This is a genomic window from Metallosphaera yellowstonensis MK1, assembly GCF_000243315.1.
Lineage (GTDB): Archaea > Thermoproteota > Thermoprotei_A > Sulfolobales > Sulfolobaceae > Metallosphaera > Metallosphaera yellowstonensis.
On the sequence record NZ_JH597768.1, the window covers coordinates 83,429 to 109,397 of the forward strand.

27 protein-coding genes and 4 pseudogenes are annotated in these 25,969 nt (G+C 47.7%); 14 read left to right on the forward strand and 17 right to left on the reverse strand.

Annotated elements, in window-relative coordinates:
* Positions 1-240: 240 nt before the first annotated feature.
* Together METMK1DRAFT_RS07945 and METMK1DRAFT_RS07950 are read right to left on the reverse strand one after the other, a co-directional pair.
* On the reverse strand, positions 241-708 hold the full coding sequence (locus tag METMK1DRAFT_RS07945; protein WP_048087740.1) for a peroxiredoxin: 468 nt from the start codon (positions 706-708) through the stop codon (positions 241-243).
* Between the two features lie 94 nt (positions 709-802).
* Positions 803-2,140, reverse strand: coding sequence for a glycosyltransferase (locus METMK1DRAFT_RS07950; RefSeq protein WP_048087866.1), 1,338 nt, complete (start codon positions 2,138-2,140; stop codon positions 803-805).
* A 196-nt stretch (positions 2,141-2,336) separates the two neighbouring features.
* Here METMK1DRAFT_RS07950 and METMK1DRAFT_RS07955 point away from each other — a divergent pair, with 196 nt between their 5' ends.
* The 3 genes from METMK1DRAFT_RS07955 (at position 2,337) to METMK1DRAFT_RS07965 (ending at position 5,518) form a co-directional block, all read left to right on the forward strand.
* Positions 2,337-2,978, forward strand: a complete 642-nt coding sequence (locus METMK1DRAFT_RS07955) for an IS607 family transposase (RefSeq protein WP_009072695.1) — start codon at positions 2,337-2,339, stop codon at positions 2,976-2,978.
* The gene (locus METMK1DRAFT_RS07960; RefSeq protein WP_009072697.1) at positions 2,962-4,176 is read left to right on the forward strand and encodes an RNA-guided endonuclease InsQ/TnpB family protein; all 1,215 of its coding nucleotides are present in this window, start codon (positions 2,962-2,964) and stop codon (positions 4,174-4,176) included. Before METMK1DRAFT_RS07955 ends, METMK1DRAFT_RS07960 begins: the two co-directional genes overlap by 17 nt.
* A 193-nt stretch (positions 4,177-4,369) precedes the next feature.
* A complete protein-coding gene (locus METMK1DRAFT_RS07965; RefSeq protein ID WP_009072699.1) occupies positions 4,370-5,518 on the forward strand; it encodes an NRAMP family divalent metal transporter in 1,149 nt (382 codons plus the stop codon).
* A gap of 205 nt (positions 5,519-5,723) precedes the next feature.
* Here the strand turns inward: METMK1DRAFT_RS07965 and METMK1DRAFT_RS19065 are convergent.
* Both METMK1DRAFT_RS19065 and METMK1DRAFT_RS07970 read right to left on the reverse strand, forming a co-directional pair.
* A pseudogene (locus METMK1DRAFT_RS19065) lies at positions 5,724-5,917 on the reverse strand (hypothetical protein).
* Between the two features lie 340 nt (positions 5,918-6,257).
* Positions 6,258-6,587: a DsrE family protein gene (locus tag METMK1DRAFT_RS07970; protein ID WP_009072701.1), complete on the reverse strand. Its 330-nt coding sequence runs from the start codon at positions 6,585-6,587 to the stop codon at positions 6,258-6,260.
* A 97-nt stretch (positions 6,588-6,684) separates the two neighbouring features.
* On the opposite strand from METMK1DRAFT_RS07970, the gene METMK1DRAFT_RS07975 reads away from it, so the two are divergent.
* The gene (locus tag METMK1DRAFT_RS07975; protein WP_009072703.1) at positions 6,685-7,461 is read left to right on the forward strand and encodes a dioxygenase family protein; all 777 of its coding nucleotides are present in this window, start codon (positions 6,685-6,687) and stop codon (positions 7,459-7,461) included.
* Positions 7,462-7,728: 267 nt separating this feature from the next.
* Here the strand turns inward: METMK1DRAFT_RS07975 and METMK1DRAFT_RS07980 are convergent, their stop codons facing one another.
* Positions 7,729-7,917: a hypothetical protein gene (locus METMK1DRAFT_RS07980; RefSeq protein ID WP_009072705.1), complete on the reverse strand. Its 189-nt coding sequence runs from the start codon at positions 7,915-7,917 to the stop codon at positions 7,729-7,731.
* A gap of 186 nt (positions 7,918-8,103) precedes the next feature.
* Here METMK1DRAFT_RS07980 and METMK1DRAFT_RS07985 point away from each other — a divergent pair, with 186 nt between their 5' ends.
* Both METMK1DRAFT_RS07985 and METMK1DRAFT_RS07990 read left to right on the forward strand, forming a co-directional pair.
* Positions 8,104-8,376, forward strand: a complete 273-nt coding sequence (locus METMK1DRAFT_RS07985; protein ID WP_009072707.1) for an ACT domain-containing protein — start codon at positions 8,104-8,106, stop codon at positions 8,374-8,376.
* Positions 8,377-8,379: 3 nt separating this feature from the next.
* On the forward strand, positions 8,380-9,720 hold the full coding sequence (locus METMK1DRAFT_RS07990; protein WP_009072709.1) for a DUF711 family protein: 1,341 nt from the start codon (positions 8,380-8,382) through the stop codon (positions 9,718-9,720).
* A 400-nt stretch (positions 9,721-10,120) separates the two neighbouring features.
* On the opposite strand, the gene METMK1DRAFT_RS17665 is transcribed toward METMK1DRAFT_RS07990, so the two are convergent.
* Positions 10,121-10,261 (reverse strand): hypothetical protein, encoded by a 141-nt coding sequence (locus METMK1DRAFT_RS17665; protein WP_009072711.1) that lies wholly within the window; start codon positions 10,259-10,261, stop codon positions 10,121-10,123.
* Between the two features lie 215 nt (positions 10,262-10,476).
* Here METMK1DRAFT_RS17665 and METMK1DRAFT_RS19070 point away from each other — a divergent pair, with 215 nt between their 5' ends.
* Positions 10,477-10,656, forward strand: coding sequence for a hypothetical protein (locus tag METMK1DRAFT_RS19070; RefSeq protein WP_082230042.1), 180 nt, complete (start codon positions 10,477-10,479; stop codon positions 10,654-10,656).
* 1,264 nt (positions 10,657-11,920) lie between these two features.
* Here METMK1DRAFT_RS19070 and METMK1DRAFT_RS08000 read toward each other — a convergent pair.
* Entirely contained in the window at positions 11,921-12,130 is a 210-nt protein-coding gene (locus METMK1DRAFT_RS08000; protein ID WP_009072716.1) for a hypothetical protein, read from the reverse strand.
* 65 nt (positions 12,131-12,195) lie between these two features.
* A complete protein-coding gene (locus METMK1DRAFT_RS08005) occupies positions 12,196-13,542 on the reverse strand; it encodes an ATP-binding protein (RefSeq protein ID WP_009072718.1) in 1,347 nt (448 codons plus the stop codon).
* A 120-nt stretch (positions 13,543-13,662) separates the two neighbouring features.
* On the opposite strand from METMK1DRAFT_RS08005, the gene cas6 reads away from it, so the two are divergent.
* Entirely contained in the window at positions 13,663-14,154 is a 492-nt protein-coding gene (gene cas6 / locus METMK1DRAFT_RS08010; RefSeq protein WP_052300206.1) for a CRISPR-associated endoribonuclease Cas6, read from the forward strand.
* A gap of 45 nt (positions 14,155-14,199) precedes the next feature.
* Here cas6 and METMK1DRAFT_RS08015 read toward each other — a convergent pair whose 3' ends face one another.
* From METMK1DRAFT_RS08015 to METMK1DRAFT_RS17675, 3 genes and pseudogenes are all read right to left on the reverse strand, one after another.
* On the reverse strand, positions 14,200-14,802 hold the full coding sequence (locus METMK1DRAFT_RS08015; protein WP_009072722.1) for a methyltransferase family protein: 603 nt from the start codon (positions 14,800-14,802) through the stop codon (positions 14,200-14,202).
* Between the two features lie 115 nt (positions 14,803-14,917).
* A pseudogene (locus tag METMK1DRAFT_RS16495) lies at positions 14,918-15,091 on the reverse strand (transcriptional regulator); the annotation flags it as partial.
* Positions 15,092-15,112: 21 nt separating this feature from the next.
* A pseudogene (locus tag METMK1DRAFT_RS17675) lies at positions 15,113-15,300 on the reverse strand (hypothetical protein).
* Between the two features lie 144 nt (positions 15,301-15,444).
* Here METMK1DRAFT_RS17675 and METMK1DRAFT_RS08025 point away from each other — a divergent pair.
* From METMK1DRAFT_RS08025 to METMK1DRAFT_RS17680, 3 genes and pseudogenes are all read left to right on the forward strand, one after another.
* Positions 15,445-16,905, forward strand: coding sequence for a carboxypeptidase M32 (locus METMK1DRAFT_RS08025; RefSeq protein WP_009072728.1), 1,461 nt, complete (start codon positions 15,445-15,447; stop codon positions 16,903-16,905).
* A 100-nt stretch (positions 16,906-17,005) separates the two neighbouring features.
* Entirely contained in the window at positions 17,006-17,398 is a 393-nt protein-coding gene (locus tag METMK1DRAFT_RS08030; RefSeq protein ID WP_009072731.1) for a hypothetical protein, read from the forward strand.
* Positions 17,399-17,576: 178 nt separating this feature from the next.
* Positions 17,577-17,897: pseudogene (locus METMK1DRAFT_RS17680) on the forward strand (IS200/IS605 family accessory protein TnpB-related protein); the annotation flags it as partial.
* Between the two features lie 229 nt (positions 17,898-18,126).
* Here the strand turns inward: METMK1DRAFT_RS17680 and METMK1DRAFT_RS08040 are convergent.
* The 6 genes from METMK1DRAFT_RS08040 to METMK1DRAFT_RS08065 are packed head-to-tail and all read right to left on the reverse strand — an operon-like array spanning position 18,127 to position 23,401.
* Positions 18,127-20,028, reverse strand: a complete 1,902-nt coding sequence (locus METMK1DRAFT_RS08040) for a hypothetical protein (RefSeq protein WP_009072737.1) — start codon at positions 20,026-20,028, stop codon at positions 18,127-18,129.
* Positions 20,029-21,480 carry a type II/IV secretion system ATPase subunit gene (locus METMK1DRAFT_RS08045; protein ID WP_009072739.1) on the reverse strand — a complete coding sequence of 484 codons (1,452 nt, stop codon included), beginning with the start codon at positions 21,478-21,480 and terminating at the stop codon, positions 20,029-20,031.
* A gap of 1 nt (position 21,481) precedes the next feature.
* Positions 21,482-21,997, reverse strand: a complete 516-nt coding sequence (locus tag METMK1DRAFT_RS08050) for a hypothetical protein (RefSeq protein ID WP_009072742.1) — start codon at positions 21,995-21,997, stop codon at positions 21,482-21,484.
* Positions 21,994-22,419: a hypothetical protein gene (locus METMK1DRAFT_RS08055; RefSeq protein ID WP_009072745.1), complete on the reverse strand. Its 426-nt coding sequence runs from the start codon at positions 22,417-22,419 to the stop codon at positions 21,994-21,996. Before METMK1DRAFT_RS08055 ends, METMK1DRAFT_RS08050 begins: the two co-directional genes overlap by 4 nt.
* Positions 22,416-22,898 (reverse strand): archaellin/type IV pilin N-terminal domain-containing protein, encoded by a 483-nt coding sequence (locus tag METMK1DRAFT_RS08060; protein ID WP_009072749.1) that lies wholly within the window; start codon positions 22,896-22,898, stop codon positions 22,416-22,418. The genes METMK1DRAFT_RS08055 and METMK1DRAFT_RS08060 overlap by 4 nt, the downstream gene beginning before the upstream one ends.
* A 14-nt stretch (positions 22,899-22,912) precedes the next feature.
* Positions 22,913-23,401 carry an archaellin/type IV pilin N-terminal domain-containing protein gene (locus tag METMK1DRAFT_RS08065; protein WP_009072751.1) on the reverse strand — a complete coding sequence of 163 codons (489 nt, stop codon included), beginning with the start codon at positions 23,399-23,401 and terminating at the stop codon, positions 22,913-22,915.
* A gap of 229 nt (positions 23,402-23,630) precedes the next feature.
* Between METMK1DRAFT_RS08065 and METMK1DRAFT_RS15640 the strand changes: the two genes are divergently transcribed.
* The 3 genes from METMK1DRAFT_RS15640 (at position 23,631) to METMK1DRAFT_RS19490 (ending at position 25,912) form a co-directional block, all read left to right on the forward strand.
* Entirely contained in the window at positions 23,631-24,587 is a 957-nt protein-coding gene (locus tag METMK1DRAFT_RS15640) for a hypothetical protein (protein ID WP_009072754.1), read from the forward strand.
* Positions 24,588-24,660: 73 nt separating this feature from the next.
* Positions 24,661-25,512: a helix-turn-helix transcriptional regulator gene (locus METMK1DRAFT_RS08075; protein WP_009072757.1), complete on the forward strand. Its 852-nt coding sequence runs from the start codon at positions 24,661-24,663 to the stop codon at positions 25,510-25,512.
* Between the two features lie 277 nt (positions 25,513-25,789).
* Entirely contained in the window at positions 25,790-25,912 is a 123-nt protein-coding gene (locus METMK1DRAFT_RS19490) for a hypothetical protein (protein WP_009072761.1), read from the forward strand.
* Positions 25,913-25,969: the final 57 nt, after the last annotated feature.

The following is a 25,969-nucleotide window of genomic DNA, read 5'->3' on the forward strand; positions in this document are numbered from 1 at the left end:
TTGGCTCGAAGGAGTCCCATGACCCACCTACAGTAAGTAGGTGGTTGAGGGCTAAGTCCCTACACTCGATCATGAATGAAGATAAAATGAATGAAATGATAGTGTAGGGATAAACGGAAAAACCCGCACACCTTCAGTTACCGTCACGCCCCATCGGGACACCTTCACTCTCCGATGTGACTATATTTATTAAGAAGTTTTCTAACAAATAACAAAGCGTCCCTATACAAGGACTATAAATCAGCTCAGCCTCTGAATCACCTTCTCTATCTCTTCGTAATTTGGTTCCTTACCTAAGTCCTCTGAGATCCACTTATACCTTATGATGCCATCCTTGTCAAGGACGAACACAGCTCTCTTGGCTAATACATAACCGGGTAGTTTCGGAAACTCTAAGTCCACCCTATAGGCTTTCACGGCCTCCCTCTTGTAGTCACTCAGCACTGGAAAGTTCAACTTGTTGGACTCTTTGAACGCCTTGTTACTGAAGGGAGGATCGACACTGATTCCCAGGACAACCGCGTTAAACTTGTTGAACTTAGAAAGGGAGTCACGGAACGTGCACATTTCCTTAGTACAGACTGACGTGAAGGCAGCTGGATAGAAGGCTATGACGGTGACTTTACCCTTAAAATCGGATATCTTAACCTTGTTTAACTCTGTGTCCACTAGCTCCACGTCGGGAGCTTTCTCTCCTATTTCTGGCATGATCTCCACTATGCCGTTGAGCGTTTTAAGCAAATCTAACAAAAGGTTTTGAATGTATTATAGCTCGCAATTATTGATATTATAATGAATAAAATTACCTAGTTAGCCACTTGTCCAGCTTCCATACGGTGAGTAGGGCATAAATCACGACGAACATTTGAATGAACAAACCGAACGAACCTAGTACCAGCGTCTTCACCTTCTCGTCCCTCAATATTCTCCATAAGGAATAGATGAAGGGAACTGAAGTCAGGTAACTGGACACGTGGAGGAGGATCACGGAGTATCTGAACCTCAAGGGAATGGAGAACACGTGATGTATCCCTGTAGCCAGATGGATCATTGAATGGACATTAATGAGGGGAGAACCAATCAAGAAGGCGAAGACGAGCCTCTTGGCTAAAATAAAGGGAAAGTGTAGTAGGAAATGTCCGCCGTTGAGCAATGCAACATCATAGTCAGAGAGGTTAGTGTCCACTATGACTGATCCTAGAATGTATGTGTCCACAAAGGAAAACGCGATGAGAATGAAGGGGAGAAGTGATGTATAGATGAAATTATAAACGTATAGGGGCCCCCTCTTAAACATGGTCCCATCCCTGAGTTCTCTTAGGAAGAAATAGTAGTTTGCCCTAGCCCACCTGAGGAGTTGTAAGGCGAACTTCCTCAGAGTCTCAGGAGGAGTGGTAACTACTACTGTATCGAAGTCAACCAATGCCCTATACCCTTTGGAGATCACGAAGTTGGTCAACTGCTTATCGTCTCCCACCAGTGCTGATCTCCCCATGAACGTAGGATTCCTGAATTCCCTGCTCTGAATGAACGGCCTTATTAGCTCAGTTCTATACAGGGAACATTTACCGTTGAGGAGTACCGCATAACCCGAACCACTGACCGACCTCATTGTGGCTTCCTTCAACCTCTCTATCAATTCCGAGAAGTAAGATATCGTTGTTCCCTTCAGAATCTTCACGTTAGCACCGACTCCCCCAACGTCCTCCGACATGAGGGACAGGAGGTTTCTCACACCGTCCTCCGGTAATAGTGTGTCGCTGTCTAGGAGTAATGTGAACTTGGTCCTCACATTCTTCACTCCATGGGCTAAAGCCTCCCTCTTACCGGACCTTCTCTCCAGATGTACGAATTCTCCTCCCATTTCCGTGGTCATTCTTCGATAAGGTTCGTCACATCCGTCCCCCACAACAATGAATCTTACACCTTGCTTCCTTAAAGAGCGTAATACCTTTGAGAACGTCTCGGGATCTTCATTATAGACCGGTATCACTGCCGTAACTTGATCGAGCTCCACCTCCCTTCTCCTTGGGGGGAGCTTAAGGTTGAGGGAGAGGTACGCATTGGCCCCGAAGTAGACTAAGGATAATAGCAGGGTAAGGGACGTAAACAGAAGATAGTACGCTTCCACGTGATTCATGTGGGACATGTAGGCTAGTTTTGGAGAAATATAAATATTTTCGTCTCCTGTTTACTTTACAATATAGAGATGGAGAGAAGGAAGGTCGTCATGACTCCCTTTGACGAGACGAAACCGGGGAACTGTCGTCCCCGGGCTGAATCCTTTCTCACGTTAATAGAAATCTTTTTATATTTATTTATTATCAACCAATTTTGTGGAGAGACTACTGAGACCCAAGGAGGCTTGCCAACTGCTCAGCATTTCATACTCAACACTCCTACGGTGGATCAGAGAAGGGAAGATAAGGGTGGTAACGACTGAAGGAGGGAAGTATAGGATACCTTACAGCGAGGTAAAGAAGTACTTAGAGAGGAGGGAAGAGACGAGGGCTGTAATTTATGCGAGGGTGTCCTCGGCTGACCGGAGAGAGGACTTGGAGAGGCAAGTGAACTACCTAACAAATTACGCAACGGCGAAGGGTTACAAGGTAGTTGAAGTACTGAAAGATGTAGCTAGCGGGTTGAACACAGGAAGGAAAGGACTGTTAAGGCTATTCAAACTTGTTGAGGGAAGGAGTGTCGACGTCGTATTAATAACATACAAAGATAGGTTAACAAGATTTGGATTTGAATACCTTGAGGAGTTCTTCTCGACCATGGGAGTTAAGATTGAAGTGGTTTTCGGTGAGGAGCCCAAAGATGACGCACAAGAGCTAGTTGAGGACTTAATCTCAATCATAACCTCATTCGCAGGGAAAATTTACGGAATGAGGAGTCACAAGAAGACAGTCCTGGTTCAAGGTGTAAAAAAGTTGATAGGTGAGTTGAGTGGAGAGGACAGTGAAGTTAAGGGTTAAGGTTGACCATGAAACTTACTCAGCACTTAAGGAACTTGAGGGGGAGTACAGAGAGGTTCTAGAGGAGGCAATAAATTATGGGTTGTCAAACAAGACTACCTCCTTCATCAGGATTAAAGCTGGGATTTACAAGACTGAGAGGGAGAAGTACAAGGACTTACCATCCCATTTCATTTACACAGCTTGTGAGGACGCAAGCGAGAGGTTGGACAGCTTTGAGAAGTTGAAGAAGAGAGGTAGGGCTTACACTGAGAAACCGTCTGTGAGGAGAGTCACTATTCACCTGGATGATCATCTGTGGAGGTTCAGCCTCGACACGATTTCAATTTCCACAAAGAGGAGTAGGGTTCTCATTTCACCAACCTTCCCTAAGATCTTCTGGAGATATTATAACAAGGGCTGGTCAATTGCCAGTGAGGCCAGGTTTAGGCTGATGAAGGGGAACGTTGTAGAGTTCTACGTCATTTTTAAGAGGGATGTCAAACCTTATGAGCCTGAAGCGTTTATTCCCGTCGACCTTAACGAGGATTCGGTCTCCGTATTAGTTGATGGAAAACCGATGCTTTTAGAGACTAACACTAAGAGGATTACTCTGGGCTATGAGTATAGGAGGGAGGCAATAACTACTGGTAAGCCAACTAAGGATAGGGAAGTGAGGGGGAAGTTAAAGAGGCTGAGGGAGAGGGATAAGAAAGTAGACGTTAGGAGGAAATTAGCCAAGCTGATCGTTATTGAAGCTTTTGAAAGTATGAGTGCAATTGTCTTGGAGGACTTGCCAGGGAGAACTCCGGAGCATATGAAGGACGTGAAGGATAAACAACTTAGGTTGAGGATTTATAGAGCAGCATTTTCCTCAATGAAGAACGCTATTATTGAGAAGGCTAGGGAGTTCGGTGTTCCAGTAATTTTGGTTAACCCATCTTATACTTCTTCAACTTGTCCAATCCACGGAGCGAAGATCGTTTACCGACCCGATGGGGGCGATGCCCCAAGGGTTGGTGTTTGTGGGAAGGGGAAGGAAAAGTGGCATAGGGATGTAGTTGCACTGTACAACTTAGCGAGGAGAGCTGGAGATGTGAGCCCCGTGCCGTTGGGCTCGAAGGAGTCCCATGACCCACCTACCTTAAGTGGGTGGTTGAGGGCTAAGTCCCTACACTCGATCATGAATGAACATAAAATGATTGAAATGAAAGTGTAGGGACAAACGGGAAGTAACTCACCCCTGTAAACTTGCTCAACGGATCAATACGATTCGTGTCAACGCTGAAACTAGTTTGTTGATAACGGCAACTAAAAGGTAAGGGAAAAACCTTATAACCAGAACCGTAAAGTTGTTTACGATGCTTCGTAAATGGAATACGCCACGTCGTAACCTTAAAAATCTCTTCATCATGTTTGGCCCAGCGTGGCTCGTGATGATGGCCGACATGGATGCATCAAGTACGATAGGTGCGGCAGAGACTGGGGTGGTCCTCAAGTACTCCCTCATATGGTTCCTCCTCCTCTTGGTCATACCCCTTTACTTCATCCAGGAGGCCTCTGGGAGGATAGGATTGGTCACCGGCAAGGGTCTCGGTGAACTTGTGAGGGAGAATTACTCAAGGAGGACAGCCGTGTTGATGGCGTTTCCCATGGCCCTGACAGACGTTCTCACCTACGCCGTAGAGTACGCTGGTGCTGCTGTGGGTTTTGCCGTGTTCGGAGTGCCTCCTCTGATATCAGTACCCATAGTCTTCCTGGCCCACGTCTTCCTCGTCGTGGGCAACAAGTATAGCCAGGCTGAGAGAGCACTGTTGGCACTGTCCCCACTCCTTTTCCTTTCCTTTGGACTAGTTCTCTGGCAAAGAGGTCTCAAACCGTATCCCTTCCTGGTAGTCTCATCCTCACCATCGTTCCTCTTCCTCCTGGCAGCTAACGTGGGGGCAGTGATAATGCCCTTCATGTTGTTCTTTCAGGCCTCGGCTACTGCGATAAAGTGGTCCACGAGAAAGGAGGGAGTCGGTACAGGAGAGGCAATGAAGAGGGTGAGAGTGGAGACGTTTGTGGGAGCCATCGCCACGGAGATCTTGATGGTGTTCGTTGAGATGTCTACCGCTGGCCTCGATCCTTCAACGGACTTCCTCTCTCCCAGATCACTGTACACCGCTCTGGCCTCCGCGAGTCCATTGGCTCCCTCTCTCTTCTCCGTAGGATTGATATCTGCGGCCTTCTTGGCCCTGGTGGTGATATCCTTAGGTAGCGCTTGGGGCGTAGTTGAGGCCTTGGGGGTTGAGCGAGAGAGAGCCTACATGATATACATGGTGGAAAGTGTACCGGCGGCCCTTGTTATATCCCTAGTCCCTACGTCCTCCCTGGTGGGATCAATCCTTAATCTCCTAGTACTCCTAGTGTTCACCCTCATAGGACCTGGAGTGATCCTCGGCCTCTTGATCTCTAATGAGAAGGTGATGGGAGAGAGGAGAAGCAAGAGATTGGAGCTCGTGGCCTATTGGGCCAGCTTGATCTTCGTTATCCTCTTCGGATTTCTAGCCATCCTCTAACGTCGGGTTATTATTCCACATGTAAGCTACCCGGCCCTGAAACTCTTCGCTCGATTGTCTCTCCTGCTTAAGGGTGGAGGGCGGAGTACCACAGAGGCAGAGGGTGACTCAAGCCCTGGACATGAAACTGGGTAGACATAGCCCGCACGGGCCGTCGACGTTGTAGAAGCGTGCCTCACCGACACTCGCTTCAACCGGGTCGTGTTTACCCGTGGCGTAACTTCTCCTTATTTTTAATTACTTTTAATTCCGCCACGGGCACACCCCTCCTGAGGGATCATATACAGTCACCCTTAAGTCATTGGGGCCTAGTCGAGGGAAACTTCAATACCCTCCCATCCGATTTTTCACCCCCCCCAAACCTCGTGGGCAGTGCCCGTCATCAGTTAGGGAGATCATCAACCAAACATCTTCGGTAATACTACATAAACATATCGTAATCAAAAAAAAACGATATTTAGAAGTAATTAAAAATAACGGGTGGTTACGTAAAAGAGTTACAGTCTCGATCGCGCTCACCACGTCGGCGATTATCGTTGGGGAATGATTTTCCGCTTTGATATTTAAATACTGAGAGCTACTAATCTTCTCCTCCGAGGCGAGGTCTTCAGTTTTCAAAATCCTTCTTTACGAGCGGAAAAAGCTTTCAGTGGTCATCTCCGCAACGCTTTCCTCTGTATGAATCGCCAAAACCTGACAAGAAACTAGAATATAATACCTTATTTTATAAAAAATGATATTAAAACGTTATTACCTCATACCCTTCATTGACATACTTGGACAAGGTCTCTCCCATGGGAGTCAGTCTCACTCCCATGTTCAGCAACGTGTCCTTAATACCCATGTTCTCGGCAACCCCTACACACGCCGAGTCCACTACGTGGTTCTGAATTAATTCCTGTAACATGTTCCTCATATCTCCCTGGAGCGTAGTTATCGCCTTCTGACTCGGCCCGAAGAAGAGGACCTTCAAGTCTTCATACCTCTTGTTCTTAACGGAGTTGTAGGCCATCCTTATGGCTAGACCTAACTTATCGTCTCCTGACATAACTAGGAAGACTACCTTCATAGGACATAAACGGGGTTCGTGGTTTAATTAATTTTCTGAGATCAGGGGCTCTAGAAAGAGTTATTATTTCGTGAAGTTAGTTTAGTTAGTAAATTCCATGTTGTCTGCCTTCGTGTCTCACGGCTCACCCACCATTCTTGTTGAGGACATCCCTTGGAAAGGGATGATGAGAGACCTGGGCCAAAGGATAATGAAGGAGTGGAGACCGGAGTCAGTGGTCGTGATCAGCCCTCACTTCATCTCCTGGAGCGGAACACACTTGGTTGAGATCCAGGAGAAGTTAGAGTGTATCCAGGACTACTACGGGTTTCCTGATGAACTCTACAAGTTCTGTTACTCCGCGAAAAATGACACGGAGTTAGCTATGAACATAATTAGGGTGGGCAAGGAGATGGGTCTGGACGTAGAGGCCGACCAGTCCTGGGGATTGGATCATGGGGCCTGGATACCACTGAGTTTCATGTTCCCTGGGATCAGGACGGTCACAGTATCCATAACGGATCAAGGGCCTGATGTTCACTTCAAGTTAGGACAAGCTATAGCCAAGGCATCTAGGGGAAAGAGGGTAGTATTATTGGGGACAGGTTCTCCAACTCACAGACTGGAGGGGATGTACCTCAAGTTGAAGCCTAGACAGTCCGCCTTCGATAGGCTCCTAATAAGCCTCATAGAGGAGTGCAAAGTGAGAGAAATCATGGAGTTACCTAAGAGGAAGGAGTGGATTGAGGCCCAACCTGAGGGCCTACTCAATCCCCTGTACGTTGCCCTCGGGTTCTCTTCCCCAAAGACGTGTAGCGTGTTAGGATACGATATTCCCTGGGGAGGAGTGAGCATGCTGGCCGCCCTCTTCCAGGGAGACCAAGGAAACGAATGAAGGGAGAATGACTAAATAGACCCTGAAAAATATTGAGGAGTTTTTGTTGCTCTACAGGAGTTAATCTACCTGGTAACGAGGTGTCCAATTTTCAGTTCCCCAGCGGTCTTAGATCAGAGGCCTGAGCTTTGAAGAGTGCCCCATGAAGGTTGAACAAGAATTCCCGTTGAAGGTACCACAGCTACGCCCTTGATGAGGGGATCTACCGTTAAAGAAGGTAGGTGCCGAAGAACTTACTATGAATAGGGTAGAAAGGTTAGGTAGTGTTTACCCGTGGCGTAACTTACCTTCTTTAATTACTTCTAATTCCACCACGGGCACCCCTCTTAAGGGATCATACACGGTCACCCTCAACTCATTGGGGCTGGTCGAGGGAAACACCAATACCCTCCCATCCACACCTTTATCACTCCCCAAACCTCGTGAGCAGTGCCCGTCATCAGTTAGGGGGATCATCAATAAAAACTACTTCGGTGATACTATATAAACACAACTTGTCAAAACGATATTTAGATGATTAAAAATAACCAGTAGTTACGTAGAAGCGTTACAGTCTCGCCTCAACAGACGTATAGGGGTCAGAACCCCTTCCAATTCCTACCCGCATCTTTTTAATGTCGCTAGACACATCCCGGTGTGACCATGGAAACTGCGGTGATTGTGGTCATAGGAGTGGATAAACCTGGAATAGTAGCCGGTATATCCTCAGCGTTAGCCAAGAGGAACGTGAACATCGTTGATATTTCCCAAACTGTATTGAGGGGGATATTCGCCATGATCATGGTGGTAGACGTGGAGAAAAGTCAGGTGAGCATAGGAGAGCTGAGGAGGGAGCTCCAACAGGTCGGGAAGGAGTTGGGAGTCGAGGTGCTCCTCTACCACGGGGAAGTATTTAAGTACATGGAGAGGGTGTGAGGGATGAGGTACTCTCCAGAGGAGATCCTTGAAGTAGTGAATATGCTCACGAGAGAGGACTTGGACATAAGGTCAGTGACCCTCAGCATCAATACTCTCTTCGCATCATCACACGACGGGAGGGTTGTCCTGGATAGGTTGAGTACACTGGAGAGGATAATGAGTAGGTTCGTTGAGGCTGTGTACCTTGTACAGGAGAAGTTGGGGGTTAGGATAGTGACCAAGAGGATAGCCATCTCTCCTGTACAATATCTTCTAGAGCCTAACCCGCGAGAGGAGTTAGTGGTGGAGGTAGGTAAACTATTGGACGAAATGGCCAAGGGTACTGGTGTAGATTACGTAGGAGGGTTTTCGGCATACGCGGAGAGGGGTACTAGCAGAGGAGCTCAAGTCTTGCTGAACTCCTTGGCTGAGGTACTGAACTCCACTGAAAGGATATCAGGTGCTCTCAACGCAGGTTCTACCCAATCTGGACTCAACGTGGATGCCGTGAAGCAGTTCGTGTCACAACTCTTCCAAATGAGTCCTAAGGCCTCCTCTAGGACCGCAGTGATAGTGAACTCGCCACAGGACTCACCCTTCATCCCATCCGCACATCACGGCCCTGGGATGCCGAACGCAAGCGTCAATATAGCGGTGAGTGGACCAGGAGTCATAGCGGAGGCGATACGAAGGAGTAAACCTTTCACCTTCCAGGAACTTTACGAAGTCGTGAAGAGGGCCGCGTTCAAGGTGACCAGGTTAGGGGAGCTAGTGGGGAGAGCCGTCTCTGAGGAGCTGGGAGTGAACATGGGAGCTGTGGACTTATCCTTGGCTCCCTCGCCAACTGTGGGAGACAGTGTTGCAGAGATCCTTGAGACCATGGGCATATCTAGGGTAGGAGGTCCAGGATCCGTGGCCGCCTTAGCCCTACTGATGGATGCCGTCAAGAAGGGTGGTTCCATGGCCACAAACCTCGTGGGAGGTCTCAGCAGTGCCTTCATTCCCGTCAGCGAGGACCCAATCATGGCCAACCGAGTGAGGGAGGGATATCTGGAGCTCTCAGACCTCCTGGCCATGTCTGCGGTGTGTAACAGCGGAATAGACATGGTCGGGGTTAGCAAGAGGGTAGGACATGAGAGAATAACTGCGCTGATCCTGGACGTACTGACCATGGGAATTGTCCTGAATAAGATCCTTGGTGTGAGACTGATCCCCCTAGAGGCCGGGCCTGGAGAGGAGGTTGACCTGGGAGGGCTCTTAGGTAAGGTTGTGGTTGCTGACGTGAAGGAAGTTGAAGTGAGCCAGTTCGTAAGGATGGGAGGATTTCTTCCAACGCCGATCAAGAGGCTGGAGACCGGTTGAGGTTCGTGTTTATCCGTGGCACAACTTATCCTTTTTACAGCAATTATTGGAATCTTAGGGAGGTAATACGAAAAAGTCGGTATTAGCGAGAAGTTTTAGTTTTCAACGTCGTCCCGCTGAAAAGGTGCGGAAAGGGACAGATCGAGTTCGCTAGGGAGAGGCTGGTCAAGACGGTAAACAGGCTGGGAGTGGTGAGGGGGAACGGGAGGAGCAGGAAGGTTAATTGGCCTGATCCTCGTGGTCCTGATCAACGGGAGGGCCAGAGTCGTCAGGGAGCTGGTGGTGGAGCTGAACCTGAGGAGCGTGGAGGCGTTCCTCAGGTCCTCGAGCGCCGTTTAGGCTGACCGCCCAGGTTGATGAAAATCTTTAAGTTACGTTAAAGTCCCATAACCCCTGCTTTTTAATTAATTCTAATCCCGCCGTGGGTTCTCTCTAGGGATAACACGGCCATCCTTAGACCATCGGGGATAGTCGAGAGGGGCACCAATACCCACCCATTCACCTTTCGCTTGCTACTACCCTCGTGGGCGATCCCCGTCATTGGTTGTGAGGTCTCGAAGGAAAATTTTGATAACATTATATATAAAAACGTGACTTACATCATAGCGAGAATTAAAAGCAATAAAGAATTTTTAAAACGTAAAAACGTCATATGTTGTCCACGAAATATTCTCGTCAACGTTCTGGGCTGTATCCTTTTTCGTGTTAATAGAAATCTTTTTATATCTGTTTATAACGAATTTTTGCTGATAAATGATGACCTCCCACACCGATGTGGACTATGTCCAAAAGGGTGGGAGTGATTGCAGAGATGTGAGCCCCGTGCCGTTGGGCTCAAAGGAGTCCCATGACCCACCTACAGCAAGTGGGTGGTTGAGGGCTAAGTCCCTACACTCGATCATGAATGAAGATAAAATGAATGAAATGATAGTGTAGGGACAAACGGATTTACCTAGGTCTCTCCCTTGAGGGTCACTCGCTTTCCCTCTACCAGTTCCGCCTTTTCTTCTCAAGAGCACATTTAACCATGAGCCCAATAGACAGGAGAGAACAGCCACGACGATGGTAGTCAATTGAAGCCCTTGGGCTATCACCAACGACTGGTAAAGGCCGTAGATCATAAGCACCACACTCCACAGCTGAGCTAGTCTACCCCACCCCTTGACAGGTAGGTAGAGGAATGCCAAGGCTAGGGATATGTAGAGTAACGCCACTGAGGGAGGTATGGTTAAATCGTAATACTCACTGGGGTTAATGAAGCTGAGGAGGATTGACCCCAGGAAGGCCAGGGGCAGGAGAGGAGCCCTTAATCTCCAGGTCCCCAGTACGTTCCTCAGAGCTATTCCCTCGGCCAAGACTAGGCCAACCATTGACAGAGCCTGTAGGGTCTCGGCTGTGGAAGTGACGAAAAAGGAACCCACGACAGCCAAGGAACCCGAGAATAGCAAAGAGACTGGAACAACCCACGCGACGTCACTCCTACCCCGCCAATAAGGTATCAAGGTCAGGCAGACTAGCAGGAGAGATGAGTTGAGCAATTCGGTAAAGCTCAACCCAGAGGTTCCAGTGAGGAGGGGAGAGAATCTCCAGCCTAGAGGAACCGATAACGACAACTGAAGGAGAGTGACCGGAAGTATCAGGTAAGATCCCCAATCTACGGCCAGGACTAGGGACGTAGCTACTGCAGAGATCAAGAAGGGGAGGTACTCCTTCAATCCACCGTAAAGGAAGGCATAGTCCAAGGTATAGGAGAGATATAGGAAGTAACTCCCCACCCACGAGTACAACTGAAACCTCCCCACGAAACCTCCTCTAATGTAGGTATAGAGGCCTCTGTCGGGCCACGAGGTCCTCAGAACGAGGTATAACGATATGACCATTGGGGAAGTGAAGATTATGCCCAACAGGGCCGACTCCGTACTCAGGTGCAGGGTCTCCAGAGTAAGCGGTGCCCCCGTATCCAGAGCGAAGGCTATTGTGAGTATGTCCTCCTTCCTCAACGACTCCGATTTAAGGATAAGGTTTAAAACTTTTTACCAAGATTCTCCGCTGTTGTCAACAGTTTAAGATAAACCGTAAAGCCCCGTTATTTGTTAGAAAACTTAAATATAGTCACACCGGAGAGTGAAGGTGTCCCGACGGGGCGTGACTGAAGGTGTGCGGGTTTTTCCTAGCTGGTAGAACACTCCGCTGAGTGGAGTCAGCCCGCTGAGGATGTGAACGGGTCAGCCCTCACTCCGTGAACACCAAGGGCTGAAGATTGGTACAAATATGAAATCCTATGAAGCCCAAATCTCTTTCTATAGCTGACATCCTCCCGCTCGGCCCTCTCCTCCTTGTACGTCTCGATCAGGTCGCCTATTCTCTCCCCGTAGTCAGAGAAGTCCCAAGGGGTTGACTCCTCATTCATGAGGGCTATATACAATCTTAACGTAAGCTTTTGTCCAAGACACTCTGCCCTGGGATGGGCAAGGTTTATTGTCCTTTTATTAAAGTCCTCTCCAGTTCCTTGAGGTCATAACAGATAACCTCCTCACAATTCCTGAGAGTCCTGGCGAAAACTCCGTAATACTCCTTCTTTCCTTCATTTATCCTCTGCATGACCCTTTTCATCTTCATCACCAGCTGTCTCGCGTCCACGTCATCAGACCACTTTACCTCCCCTAAGAATATGGCATCTTTACCCTCCACTACCACGTCTACCTCCTCACCCCGGTGCAAGTACTTACCCACGTAGTGATAGTGGAAGGGTAAATTCAAGAGTCCCTCTCTGATCAGTTCCCTTATCAACTTCTCGAACTTGAAAGAGAAATATTGGTTCAAGTCCACCCTCTCCATGACCTCGTCCACCCTATCTATCTCGAGGTCGCTTATGTTACTGTAGACGAACCTGAACCAGAATTCGAAGAAGTTATCCTTGATCTCGTACCAACCCCTCTTCATTCCGTATGGTATCACTCTCTCCACTATCTCGTTCTCCTCTAACCTGTCGAGGTAGGAGGACAGGTTAGTCCTGTCTATCCCGGTTACCTCCGAGATCTTGGAGACTGTGTTATAGCCCTGGGACAAGGCCCTCAAGATGCTCGTGTAGACTCTCTGCTCCCTAAACTCTTCCCTGAGCAAGTAGAGTGGTTCGTCGTAAAGCACGTTACCTTTCCTCATCACCTTGTTCCTCACGTTCTCCTCCACGGTCCTATCTCGGTCGAACTGTGAGAGGTAGAAGGGAACACCCCCCAGTACGCTCCAGATCTTCACCAGCTCCTCCATGGTCTTACCTGGAAAGAACTCGATGAGGTAGGGAAAGGAGAGCTGAGTGACTTTCCAACTACCTGTCCTTCTGCCGTATAGTGGGGACCTGTTGGACAAGACCTCGTTCTCCATCATACCTACGCTGGAACCGGTGATGATGAGGAAGATTTCAGTCGACTTGAGCCTCTCATCCCAGGCCCTTTGAACTAGGGAGACGACGCTCCTATCTGCCTCTATCAGGTATTGGAACTCGTCTATGACCAGGACTGCCCTCCCTCCGATCTCGTCACCAAAGTAGATCAGTAGATCGTCCAGGTTGACGTTTAGTGACCTGAAGTAACTCTTTCCAGTGAAGTTAGCCATGGCCTCCTTCAGCTTCCTGAGGTTGCCTACCAACCCCTCGGTGGTGGAGAGGTGGTATAGGGCTCTCTTTCCCCTTATGAATTGTTTTATCAGCTCGGTCTTCCCTATCCTCCTCCTCCCGTAGATCACTATGAGCTGAGCCCCGTCCTCTTTGTAACGTTGCTCCAGGAACTCCAACTCCCTCTTTCTGTCGACAAAAAGTGGTACCACGAATATTATAATTTAGATACCACATTTATGCCTTAGCATTCCAAGCACTTAGGGTATCGTCGACAGACGACGAACTTCCCGAGGGTTGCCCCTACACGTGTCTCAGTTGCTCGCAGCTGGTTGTTCTGGAACGTTAATTTTTCAGCTCAAATAGAAGACGTTAAGGTTGTTGAAGAAATAGAATATTACGACTCAAGATTCTATTATATTAAGTTTATAACACCTACACTTCTTCAACCTCCAAGGCCACCGTTTAAGAGAAAAAGGAATAGGTTTGTATTATTTCCTTACTCTCCTTTACTATTACTCTCAATAGCTAGGCATTGGAATAAATATATGGATCATAAAATAGTGGGAATTTCTGGATCAAAGGCTTTGTATTATTTTAGGGAAGTAAGTTATGGGCTAAAACCGATTACTACATATTATGACGGCAAACCAGTGAGGGGTTTTCAGGGGTGGATAATATTCGAAATAACTGCTAAGAGAAATACTAAAATTAGAGATAATATTCAAAAGCTATTGAATTACGCTAACTTTTTCGGCGTAGGTAAAAGTAGGGCTATAGGATTTGGAGAAATCTTAGCTAGGCCAATAAGTAGTAATAATTAACAATTATTAAAATTAATTTAATTAGAAAAATATTAATATAGTTTATTATATAATAAAAGGTATGAATTTCCTTTTAACAGTCCTTTTATACTCTAGGTACTCATTTCCTATTTCAGCTGTAAGTAAGCGTTCCTCTAAATTGGCCCTATAGTTAACAACTACTAACATTATAATAAAGGGTATAATTACCGAGAGTAAACTCCTTAGACTAATTCCCATGCCTAATATGGCTATTAACGCACCTCCATATGCTGGGTGTCTTACAAATCTGTATGGACCACTTTTAACTATCTTATGATCAGAGTAAATTGTAACTACGGGCGAGAAATATTTCCCCAATGTATATACAGCCCAATATCTAAAAAATATTCCGAAGATCATTATAACTATACCTAAGTAAAATACAATTAAAGGTAATTCTCCTATTCTAGTATAAAAAGAGAAAAATGCAAAGAAATATGAGATAAAAAAGCTAAAATACATTGTTATGAGAAATATTCCAAAGGATTTCCATTCCTTATTTTTAATTTTCCTTCTTCTATTTCTTAGAAAGGGAATTAAATAAGCGTTAATAAACTCTAGGATAAACCAACAGTAAAGTATTCCATAAAAGATTAATTCGTTTATAAGATTTCCTAAAATAATCATCAGGTTATTTACTAATTTTATACTTAAAAGCTCATATATAGGTTCATATTTTGAACTATCATGATAAATTGAAAATTATTATATATCTGGTTTTTAAATTTAATATTAAAAAGTATTAAAATTTTTTAATTACATCTAGATATTTCTTTATAACTTCCGTACCCTTATCAGTTATCTCAATTACTGTTCTAGGTCCAGATAGTGTTATAACCTTCTTAATGTCTATTAATCCGTTGTCCTTAAGGATTTGCAAATGCACATAAAGGGAACTCTTAGGTATTTCAAAAGTCTTCTGGAGTTCCGTTTGTCCCTACACTTTCATTTCAATCATTTTATCTTGAATCATAATCGAGTGAGGGACTTAGCCCTCAACCACATGCTTATTCTGGTCGCGTGTGGGTCATGGGACTCCTTAGAGCCCAACGGCACAGAGCTCGTATCTCGGCCATCGCTCTCGCCCTTTTGGGCAGAGCCCACATCGAGTGAGAGCGTCCTTATCTATAAATAATGTTATCAAATGAATGCAAAAATATTTCTACAAGTGGAAAAAAGATTCAGCCTGGTGCTGTTCAACGTTTGATGACGTTATACGGTCAAACGGGTTAGCAAAAAAAATATTACTCTGTGAGGGAAAATCCAAACATGCTAGACAAGATCCTGGAAGAGTACAGGAGGATATGGGCACTAAACTATGCGTCAAGCTTACTGGGCTGGGACCTGGAGACTTACATGCCCGAGGACGACTCTCAACTGCGTGGGGAGGCCATAGCTAACATCTCCACCGTCGTGAGGGAACTAACACTCTCCCTCGCAGACAAGTTGGACAAAGTCAGGGACGAGGATCTGGACGATTTCGGGAGGGGTATAGTTAGGGTGCTGAGGAGAAGCGTCAGGTTCTACAGGGCAGTCCCCAGGGAGATCACAGAGGAGTTGGACAGGTTGGCCTCACAGTCTGCAGTGGTGTGGAGAGAAGCGAGAAGGAGATCCGACTTTAAGTCCTTCGAGCCTTACCTGAGGAGGATTGTGGAGCTGGAGAAAGAGGTCGCCGACAGGCTGGGATATGAAGGACACCCCTACGATGCCCTTGTAGACCTTTACGAAGAGGGCATGACGGTCAGCGAGCTGGACTCCCTGTTCAACGTGCTAGTTCCAGGTCTCAAGAAGTTACTGGACAGGGTTATAGAGGACGAGTACTTCCCTCCGACTCATCCCCTGGAGGAGCAGGAGTATGAGAGAAGCTACATGGAGAAGGTGAACGGCGAGCTGTTGAAGTTGCTGGACATACCTCAGGGCTCCTTCAGGATGGACGTGTCTGCACATCCATTCACCGTGAGGATCTCTTCCAAGGACGTGAGGATAACCACGAGATATGAGGGGAGAGACTTCAGAGCTACCATGTTCTCCGTAATACACGAGAGCGGTCATGCCCTGTACGAGCTCATGATAGATCCTGTCTACGAGATGACCCCAGTGGGATCTGGAGTCTCTACTGGAGTCCACGAGTCGCAGTCGAGGTTCTGGGAGAACGTGGTGGGGAGGAGCAGGGAGTTCGTGAGGGTCGTGTACCCGATCCTGAAGGAGAGGCTCCCCTTCCTTAGGGATTACTCAGAGGAATCTGTGTACAAGTACTTCAACGTGGTGAGGCCCTCTCTGATCAGGGTGGACTCGGACGAGTTGACCTACAACTTCCACATAGCACTAAGGTACGAGGTAGAAAAGGGTTTGATAGGAGGGAAGTTGGAGGTAAGCGAGTTACCCACAGTCTGGGAGGACTTCATGGACAAGTACCTAGGAGTGAGGCCCAAGAACCACGCCGAGGGAGTGCTGCAGGACATCCATTGGTCTCAGGGTAGCTTCGGTTACTTTCCAACCTATACCCTGGGGAACGTGATTTCCGCAACCCTGTGGAGCAAGTTGGACGGATTCTCTCAAAAAGTTGAGGAGTGGAGGGTGGAGGAAATCAAGAATTTCCTTAGGGAGAGAGTTTGTAAGTACGGGGCCCTATACCCACCCAAGTTACTCCTCAATAAGACCCTAGGAGAGGCATACAATCCAGAGAGGTTGATACAGTACCTCAGCCACAAATTCATAGATCGAGATTAGGTTAAGGAAGTTAGACCCGTCTAGGAGTGAATCACTCCCTCTCACACACTTTTCGCGTGTGTATGAATAGGATTTATTACTACCCTAAAGTAAGGATACTATGGGTCTATTTAAAAAAGAAAAGGTGTATCCCAAGCAAGTCGATCCGTCTCTGATAGGAAGCAAGTTCTCCCAGTTCCTAACGCAGGACGGATGGAAGGTACAAACCAAGGACGAGGGCAGTAAGGTTCTAGTGCAGGCACAAAAGGGCGGGATATTGAGGGATCTCATTGTAGCTGATAGGGCACTGAATTTCCTCTTTGAGAAGGTACCTGAAGGTATGAAGGTGACCGTCGGAGTGGGAAAGTGGGTCCAGAACCTTGCGATAGCTACAATAGAGATCCTTCTGGTTTCTGAGTTATTCCTCTTCGTTGACGTTCCCGAGATGTTATGGACTTCCCACGTGGAGAACCAACTGATGAAGAAGTTGGACGAGATCGTGGAGAGTTCTTGAAATCGTGAGAACACCAGGACTAATAGTTAATTAGCCAAGTCTGTAGTAAGGAATGCGAGAGCTTCAAAGTAACTAACTTAAACTTCTAAAATATCTAAACAGCTTATTTTAGGAAATAGAACGTGTGACCTTGCTTCCTAACGATTACGGCTCATGATTAGTAGCGACTAAACGTGAGGAGAAGTTGAAGAAGAGAAAGCAGGTAGTTGAGAAAGTTATCAAAGTTTTTAACCCCCATCTGATGACGGGCTCTGCTCACGAGGGTGGGGGTGTAAAAGTACTGAAGGTGAACGCTAGGTACTTGGAAGGCGGTGAAGTTCTTTTGGAGAGGGATTCTATTGCTCCTCTTAACTTGGCAAGGAAGGTGGATGGGAGGGTAGTGGTGTTTCCCTCGACTAGCCCCAATGATTTAAGGGTGACCGTGTATGATCCCTTAAGAGGGGTGCCCGTGGCGGAATTAGAAGTAATTAAAAGTAAGGAAAAGTTGCGCCACGGGTAAACACAGGCCTGCGAATCGTTGCAACATCTTAACGGTCACGGAACTTTCCCACAGATCCCAACCCTCGCAGTTAAGAAAATGAGTAATATTTCCTTAAAGATACTTAAAAAAGCAGTACGTCCACGTTACTCAGGATCCTCTTCAACACGTTTAACATTTCCCTGTCTAAATCCTTATTGAGTTTCATTGTAGTTCCTTTGCCTCTGATCTTCTTCCTCATTAGAGTCACCTACACGCTCAAGGAGATGTGTGTTATCACGAAGTGCAAGAGGAACACTGAGACTCCTGAGACCATCAATTGCTGAAATATCCTGAAGGTGTTCTGGTTAGTCCCGTCGTAACCCTTAGCCAAGAGCAAGCCGTATATTATTCCTATCTCGACGATGGCCAGCTCCATGGCCGGTATAGTTCCTTGAATGGTCTGACCTATGTTCTGGAATACCGAGAAGAACTGTAGAAATCCTTGCAATTGTGGAGGGAATTGGACTCCAGGAGTCTGCTGAAGTGGAGGGACGTTAGCTAGTCCTGCGATGCTATTCATGATCAGGAAGGTTAAGGCTATCATGGCCACCAGAATCACAGGAGCCGCGATCGAAGATCCTAAAAACATGTAGAGACTCCTCCTCTTCGTGGAGACGGCGTCATAATAACTGTCTGCGAACTCGGATAGCTTTCTGAGTATCTCATACCTCAAGACTCCCTCCTTGTCTGTCTTGACCATGATCTCAAAGATGGACTTGCCCACCCAAGAGTCCATCTCGGGTACCGGAGTGTCGGACACCGCCGAGAGTAATAAGTACCTCTCTATGATCCTGTTCAACTCCCCTCCGAAGTTCTTATTACCCTTCAGTTTGGACAGGGCTGTGTACAAGTTGTCTCCTGTAGTCCTAACGTGTTCTCCAACTGCCCTAACCAGTAGGGCCATCTTGGACTCGACCTCAGATTTCCTCACGAGTGCCCTCTGTACCCTGTAGCCGTAGAGTAGCGAGAAAGCTGCAGTGGGGATCAAGACTGCGAGCCACATCGGGAGAGACCTGGTGATAAGGTAATAAATCACGTCTACGATGATTCCCACTGCCAACCCAACACCTCCGAGCTTCGGATTTCCCTTCACCGGAACCGTGTCCAATGGTGCCTGGAAAGCCACGTATATGTATAGGGAGACCCCTATCAGCGGAACGAGGAAGTAAACTATCATGTCAGTACCGTATTGGACGTTACCCTGCACTATGGCGAACCAAATGGCCAAAAGCGGGATCATGAGTAAAAATAGGAGGGAGAGTTCTCCGAGGTTGGAGACGGATCTCCCGTATCTGTCCCAGGACTCCTTGAGCCACTGCAACACCTCGGTGGTCACCCTGGAAAGGTGAACTGAGATCTCGCCTCCAATGGAGGATATTATCACTGCCCCTCCGAGCAACCTCTCGAAGAGCTTAGACGGATGATCTTCCGTCTCCTTCAGGACAGCCTGATCTGGGGGGAGGTTGAAGACAGTGAAGTCCCTGTAGATCTTGGCCAACTCCCTCGGGATTGCCTTCAGGGCCTCAGTCTCCTCCTTCAGGGTCTCCACCATCCTCATGACGTCGTAGCCTATCTCAGAGAGACCCCACATCATGAGGGAGATTATGGGTAACTCCATCTCCACCCTCCTCTGCAGGGAAGTCCTATTGTCGAAGGTCCTCAGCCAAGGAAGGAAATAGGTGAAGAGGACCAACAAGCCTCCCAAGGGGGAGTAGAGGTAACTCCCCATGAGGTAGTAGAGCGCCAGTCCAATCACGGCCGCCGCCGTATATCCGTAAAGGGTGTTGTTCGCTGTCTCCCTGGACCACGAGGCTGGTGACTCCAGAACCTTGGACGAGACCACTAATCTTTCCATCAATTCCTCAAAAGTCCAGGTCCTCTTGCTCAGTCTGTGGATCGCCGGAGGCCAGGAGTAAACCGTGAGGGGAAGGAACACGCTCAGTAGGAGTTCGCGGTACTGACTCTGCACCAGGAAGGAGAGTACCAGGAGAACTGTGGAGATGGAGGCCACTGACAGAAGTAAGATATAATTGAGGTCCCTGGAGTTGAGGTCCTTCTTCTGCTTGGGCTTGGCCTTCAGGTTCACCTTTCGTTGTTGAGTCTTGCTCACTTAGACCACCCCTTGAGAGTCGTAATATTCCTTGATGGCCTTGACGTAGGCCTCCTGGTTGAGCATGGAGGAATTCAGGATGAACCTGACCTTCCCCTCCAAGTCCTTCTTCAGGTCTCCCTCAGTCATTCCCTTCGTCGCCGCCATGGTCTTGAGTCTGGAGCTGTGCAGGACGTCCACAAAGAAGGAATCCGTAACTGGAGAATAAGTCGCCAGAGGTACGTAGTGTGCCTGTCCTTCCTTGAGCACAACCTCTCCTATCTCCTGAACCCTCCTGACCAGCCTCCCGTTCACGGTATAGGAGTTCACGAAAACTACCATGGACACTACCGAGAAGAACGAGTCGTCTATTCCGGCGTAGTTGAACCTTGCCTTAAGCGAGGAGAAGTCCTCTGCGTGAAGGGACGTGATACCACCGTGACCTGCTGCCACGGAGTGTATGAACTCCTTCATCTCCTCCTTGGATCTCACCTCGCCCACTGAGACCAGATCTGGCCTTATCCTGAAGGTATGCGAAATTAGCCTGTCCAGAGGGATCTCAGCACTCTCGTTGTACTCTGTCATTAGGGTCGGCTTCCTCGAGACGAGTCTAACCCAGTTGGGGAATATCACTCTAAGCTCCGGGATCTCCTCCACCGTCACTATCTTCCAGGAAGGTGGGACCAGGGTCAACATGGCGTTTATTAGGGTTGTCTTACCCGTCCCCGACCTACCGACGACCAGGATGACCCCCCTGTTCTGTATGACGAACCAGAGTGCGGCAGCCATCAAAGCGGTCATGACCTTTTTCTCCACCACCATCCTGGGGAGAGTCCAGACCTCCTCGTGGGGCTTCCTCACGGATATCGTGGATCCGGTGGGGGAGACCTCCCTGCCGTAGGTGAGTGCGACACGATAACCCTCAGGCGTCATGGCGTCCAGGATAGGTTTAGCTAGAGTTATGGATTTCCCCGATTTGAAGGCTATCTTCTGCACTAGGGCATTGCTTTCATCCACGTTGAGGATCAAGTTGGTCGGGATCCACAGTCCAAACTCCCTGTGAAACACGAAGACTGGATCGGCACCTGTAACTGATGAGAAGGATATGTCCTCGACCTCCCTGTCGTCTAGGAGCGGAGTTAGGACATCGTAACGCAGGATGTCCCTGACCACGTAATAGCCTATGACCCTGTCCCTGTTGACGTAGTCCAGGAAGGTGGTCACCAGCTTATCCAAGTCCTTGGGCTTAAGGGTATAGTATAGCGTCTTATAGGCCTTCATGAGGAGTTCCCTTTGACTCCTGGTTAGATCGGGCTCCTCTATGTTATAGAAAACTCCGTCTTCGTTTCTAACTAGGGTAGCCTTGGGGAAAGCTACGTCATACTGTTCATATATTCCCTTCAGCACGTATGACATAAGTACATCCCCGCTGTACTTGGGGCGTGTTACCTTGATATCCTTAGGCTCGATCATCTCATCCACCTCCGAGTTGTCCTCCTTGAAACACGTTACCGTAGGCTGTGACGACTAGAACTCCTATGTTGTTGAGATTGAGGTTGTTAGCTAGATTTAGAGTCACTAGAGCTGTTTGACCAGGCGGTATAGGATTTGGGATGATTGAATTCGCCCCAATTACTTGGATGGGAGGACCGCTTATCTGATTATTGTTATTAACCGGAACTATCACGACGTACTCTACATAAGACGACACCGTCCCCTGATTCGTAATGCATATTTGACCCTGTATTATGGCTTGCCCGTTAGCCTGACCCTGTGGGTTCTGACCTCCGGGGTTCAAATTTATTTGTTTTACTTGCACGCTCAAGCTCTCAGCGTTCTTCTCAGACATTAGAGTTTGAGCCTGCGACAGCTGGAGACTGAACGCCTGTTCCCTAAAACTGATCAACAACAGTGTGCCTATGACGGCCAGAGCTATCAAAAGAAAAATTACCGTACCTATTACCGTGCCTAAACCTTTGGATTTCCTCATAAAACCACCTGGTAAAACGTGCCTTGAGTTGTGAAGAGGGTTACCTGAGTCCCTTGTCCTCCAGGAGGGATCTGCTGGATCTGTATCTTGTAAAGGTTATCGGGAAGCAATGTATTTGTTGGATCTTTCGACTGATAACTGTTCCCGTAAGGAACCAACTGACAAACGGTAACAGGTGAGGGCGTTGTTGACGCCCCGACCACGGCGTAAGCTATGGTTATTGGGGAGGTGCCGTAGACCTCCACGTATACACAGTTCTTGTACGTCCACATTACCGACATCAACTGTACCTGGGGAGTCTCAACGTAGCTGGCTGTGGGGACCAGGTAATTGTAGTTGAATGCCAGGAAGGCGCCTAGGAGTCCTAGTGTAACTACCAAGGAAAGTAGGGAAGCTACAACCTCTGATAGACCTCTCCTCATCCGTACAACACCTCAGCTGAAGATTGATACTCCACAAGGTTCCCTCCAGGACCGTAGGTGCCTATCACCTGAACTATCGGAACCGTACCCTGAGGTATGTTGAGGTTACTTGTAAAGAAGTAAAGGGTGTAGGTCTGACCAGGTCTCAAGCTTAAAGGAAGGTTGACGGTGGTAGGGTTCTGGTTGAAGGACGTGTAAAGGGTTTGAGGTGAGGAATAGGTATTTCCCCCAACCACTACATTTACCTTTTGTATCACGAAGGGGTAATAGCCTCCGGACCTCACGTCGATTTCCACCATATAAACCCCTCCTCCATTCAAGGACACTACCTTAGAGGAAAGGGATACCTCAGGTAACCCTTGAGTGGATTGAACGTAAGATAGACCGTACCTAAACAGTGCGGCCCAAGCAACAAATACAACAACTATCAAAAAAAGGGAGCCCATCACGGAGGACAGGCCCCGCCTTGCCTTGAACATAGGTTACACCTTGTTTAGTCTTGTACCACGGTCGTAGCCTGGGTGGCAAGAGTTTGATGGGTTACAGTATCTGTTGCCGTAACCTGAACGACTATAGTGGAACCCACATTTAGGGTGGGATTAATATTTATAGGGTTAGTGATAGAGCCAGGGCTTATAAACGTGTAGCTCTGCCCAGGCTGAAGAGTTATATAATTCTTAGTAGTCGGATTGAATTGATATAGAGTTTGTCCAGCAACAGTTACAAGGGTTATATTTACAGGGTCATTCCCAGTATCGGTGACCGTCACAGTGACTGATGCAGTCGTCGCGGTTCCTCCAGGGTTCAGTACGCTAATATCACTGAGAGATATTTGGGCGCTGTGGCTGTTGGAGGAGAACAGACCGAAGGCGAAGTGACCTAACAAAAGAGCGGCCACAATTGTTAATACTATCATTAGGAGAGACCCTACTATGTTTGACAGGCCTCTCCTTTCCTTTTTGGATCTATTTTTTCCTAACATTTAAGATCTACGCCACAATCTGAATAAAGTAATTTAAAAAGAACTCGCGAAACGCTGCTGTCTTAGTAAATCCACGTACTCAAGTGAAACCACTATAGAAAAAGATCACCCGTTCTTCTACTGTTTCAGTGGAACAGTGGAACAGTCGCTCAAAAGTTCTCCCAAAAGGGCCGATATCCCTACTTGTTCCTTTTTAAGAAAGAGATGTCAAGATGTATCATGAAATACCATGAAGCAGAACCTCCTCGTAGGTTTATTGGTGCTCACCCTAGCCGTGAACGTCACCCTAGGCTATGAGCTCTACTCACTCAATCACGCTTCTTCAGCCCACGCTGTGGCTCCGGTAGTATTTGAGAACGTGACGGTCTACCCTGGGCAGAACACGACTGCGGAGGGCAATCTCACCCTTCATCCCTTCTACTACAAGTACGGGGTCCTACTCAAATTCCCGCAAAAGGGGGAGTACCTCGTAGGGATTAACGGAACCGTCTTTCCTGGAGAGGCCATTTTAGTTCAGCTGGAGGACGGTCAATCGGTTCTCCTCAACCAGAACGTCACCCAGGGAAAGGTGATCGTGAACGATAACGTGATCCATGCCACTATCATAATCAGTGGACTGTACTCAGGGAGTGCGCCCAGTCCTCAACTGGTTCTCCAGGATGTTGGACTATTTTTTCAGTTTCTGAGGCCTCTCCAGGTGGTCAATTCCTCTTCTGAAGGCGGCCAACAGGAGATTCAAAACGTCACACATGATTTCGATCATGGTTCGGTTTCGGATAACGACCTCAACTCCAGTGCCACTAACTCCACTATTAATAGTAATACTACCATAAATCAGGATAATATTACTAATCAGAACTCCACGAGCCAGCCCCACGATGACAATGTGACCCTACAGCCCCACAACGAGAACGACACTGGTCAGGGCACTAGTCAAGGCAGCGACAGCTCACAGAACAGCAACAGCTCCTCCAATTCGAGCCAAAATGCCCATGAAAGCTCTAGCGGAGATTCCAACTCCAGCGATAGTTCAGGGTCTGGCTCCAGTAGCTCCGGGTCAGGGTCGAGCTCAGGGTCTGGCTCCAGTAGCTCCGGGTCAGGGTCGAGCTCGAGCGGTCAAGGCGACTCCGGGGACTCTGGTTCTGGGTCTGATTCCTCAAGTGGGTCTGGGTCACAAGATAATTGATTCTCTCCGTCTCACGGTTTTTTAGTACGTGATGGAAAGATTATATAAGCGTCGAAGTAATTCTGTCTTGATCATGAGATTACTACTGGCAATTGGGTTATTGCTGGCCTCCATGATTCCTATAGCCCACAGTGGCGTGGCTAGTATATCGATATACTACAACGGAACTGTGGTTGCCCACTTTCAGGGAATCACCAGTTTCACCATCATAGGAAACAACGTCTCAGAGCTCAGGGTTCAAGGAAGTAAGTTTAACCTCACCGGCGACGTCCTACAATTTTACAACCCTAATTCCTCCATAACAGTGACGTATCAAACGTCGTTTCAGCAGGGAGTAGTCAAGGGAAGTGAGCCCTTTAATGCTACCTTCAACTTTCTTTTTCCCCCAACTTTCACTTTAGTGTACGTGTCTCCCTCTCCTCAGTCTCTGAAAGTGAGCGGAAACCTCTATAACCTAACGTTAGTGGGAGACTCATTCAACATAGTTTATGCCCCGGTCTCTAAGCCTAGCTCTCCCATTGGAGAGGAGGATCTCTTGATCCTGATAGCCCTTGTAGTCAGCGACTCCGTCTTAGCAGGTCTAGTCATTTACTTATATAGGAGAGGCAGGGTTAAGAGGGTTGAACAACCTCAGAGTGAACCCCGGGTTTCCAACGTAAGCCAGGAGGCTGAAGAGGAGGAAACGGAACTAACCCAGGAGACGCTAAACGACAGAGACATACTTGTACTTGAGGCGTTTAAGCAGGGGGCTAAGACGCTCTCAGATGCGGTTAAGGCTACGGGACTCCCCAAGTCCACCGTGTACAGGAGGATAAAGAAGCTCGTGAGGCTCGGTTATCTTGTGGAGAGGAGAGAAAAAGGTAAGATATGGTACGAGGTCGGAACTCCTCACGGCGAAAAAAGTGAGGATCACACTAATGTGTAGTGGTTGAGGGAGATCACCACCATGTCCACTATCACGTACGCCAATACCGCTATCAGGAACAGAGCGGTTATCTTTTTCTCCTGGGACAAACCTTCTCACCTAAGTGACTAACCTCGTTGGTTTCTCAAAAGGAATCTCCAAGGAACGTTGAAACAGAAGTTTTGAGACGTTCCGTTCCTTTTCCCGCCATTTCAGTCAGTTTCAAGCCCTTCGGGCGAGGAAATGTGCCGTGAGGTTCCTAATAAGGGGGAAACCACCAAGTTAACTTGGTGAGAACATGGCTCAAGAGAGAAAAGAGATAAGTGAAGCCAAGTTGACCCTATACGCCATAATGGCCGCTGTGGCCTACGTAGTGACGGACCTGGTTATAATGGCCCAGACTGGCTTCAATATAATGTAATTTTTTTTAAAAAAAGTTTTATAATTTTCTGCTTTTGGAAACCCTCAACCTTGTTTA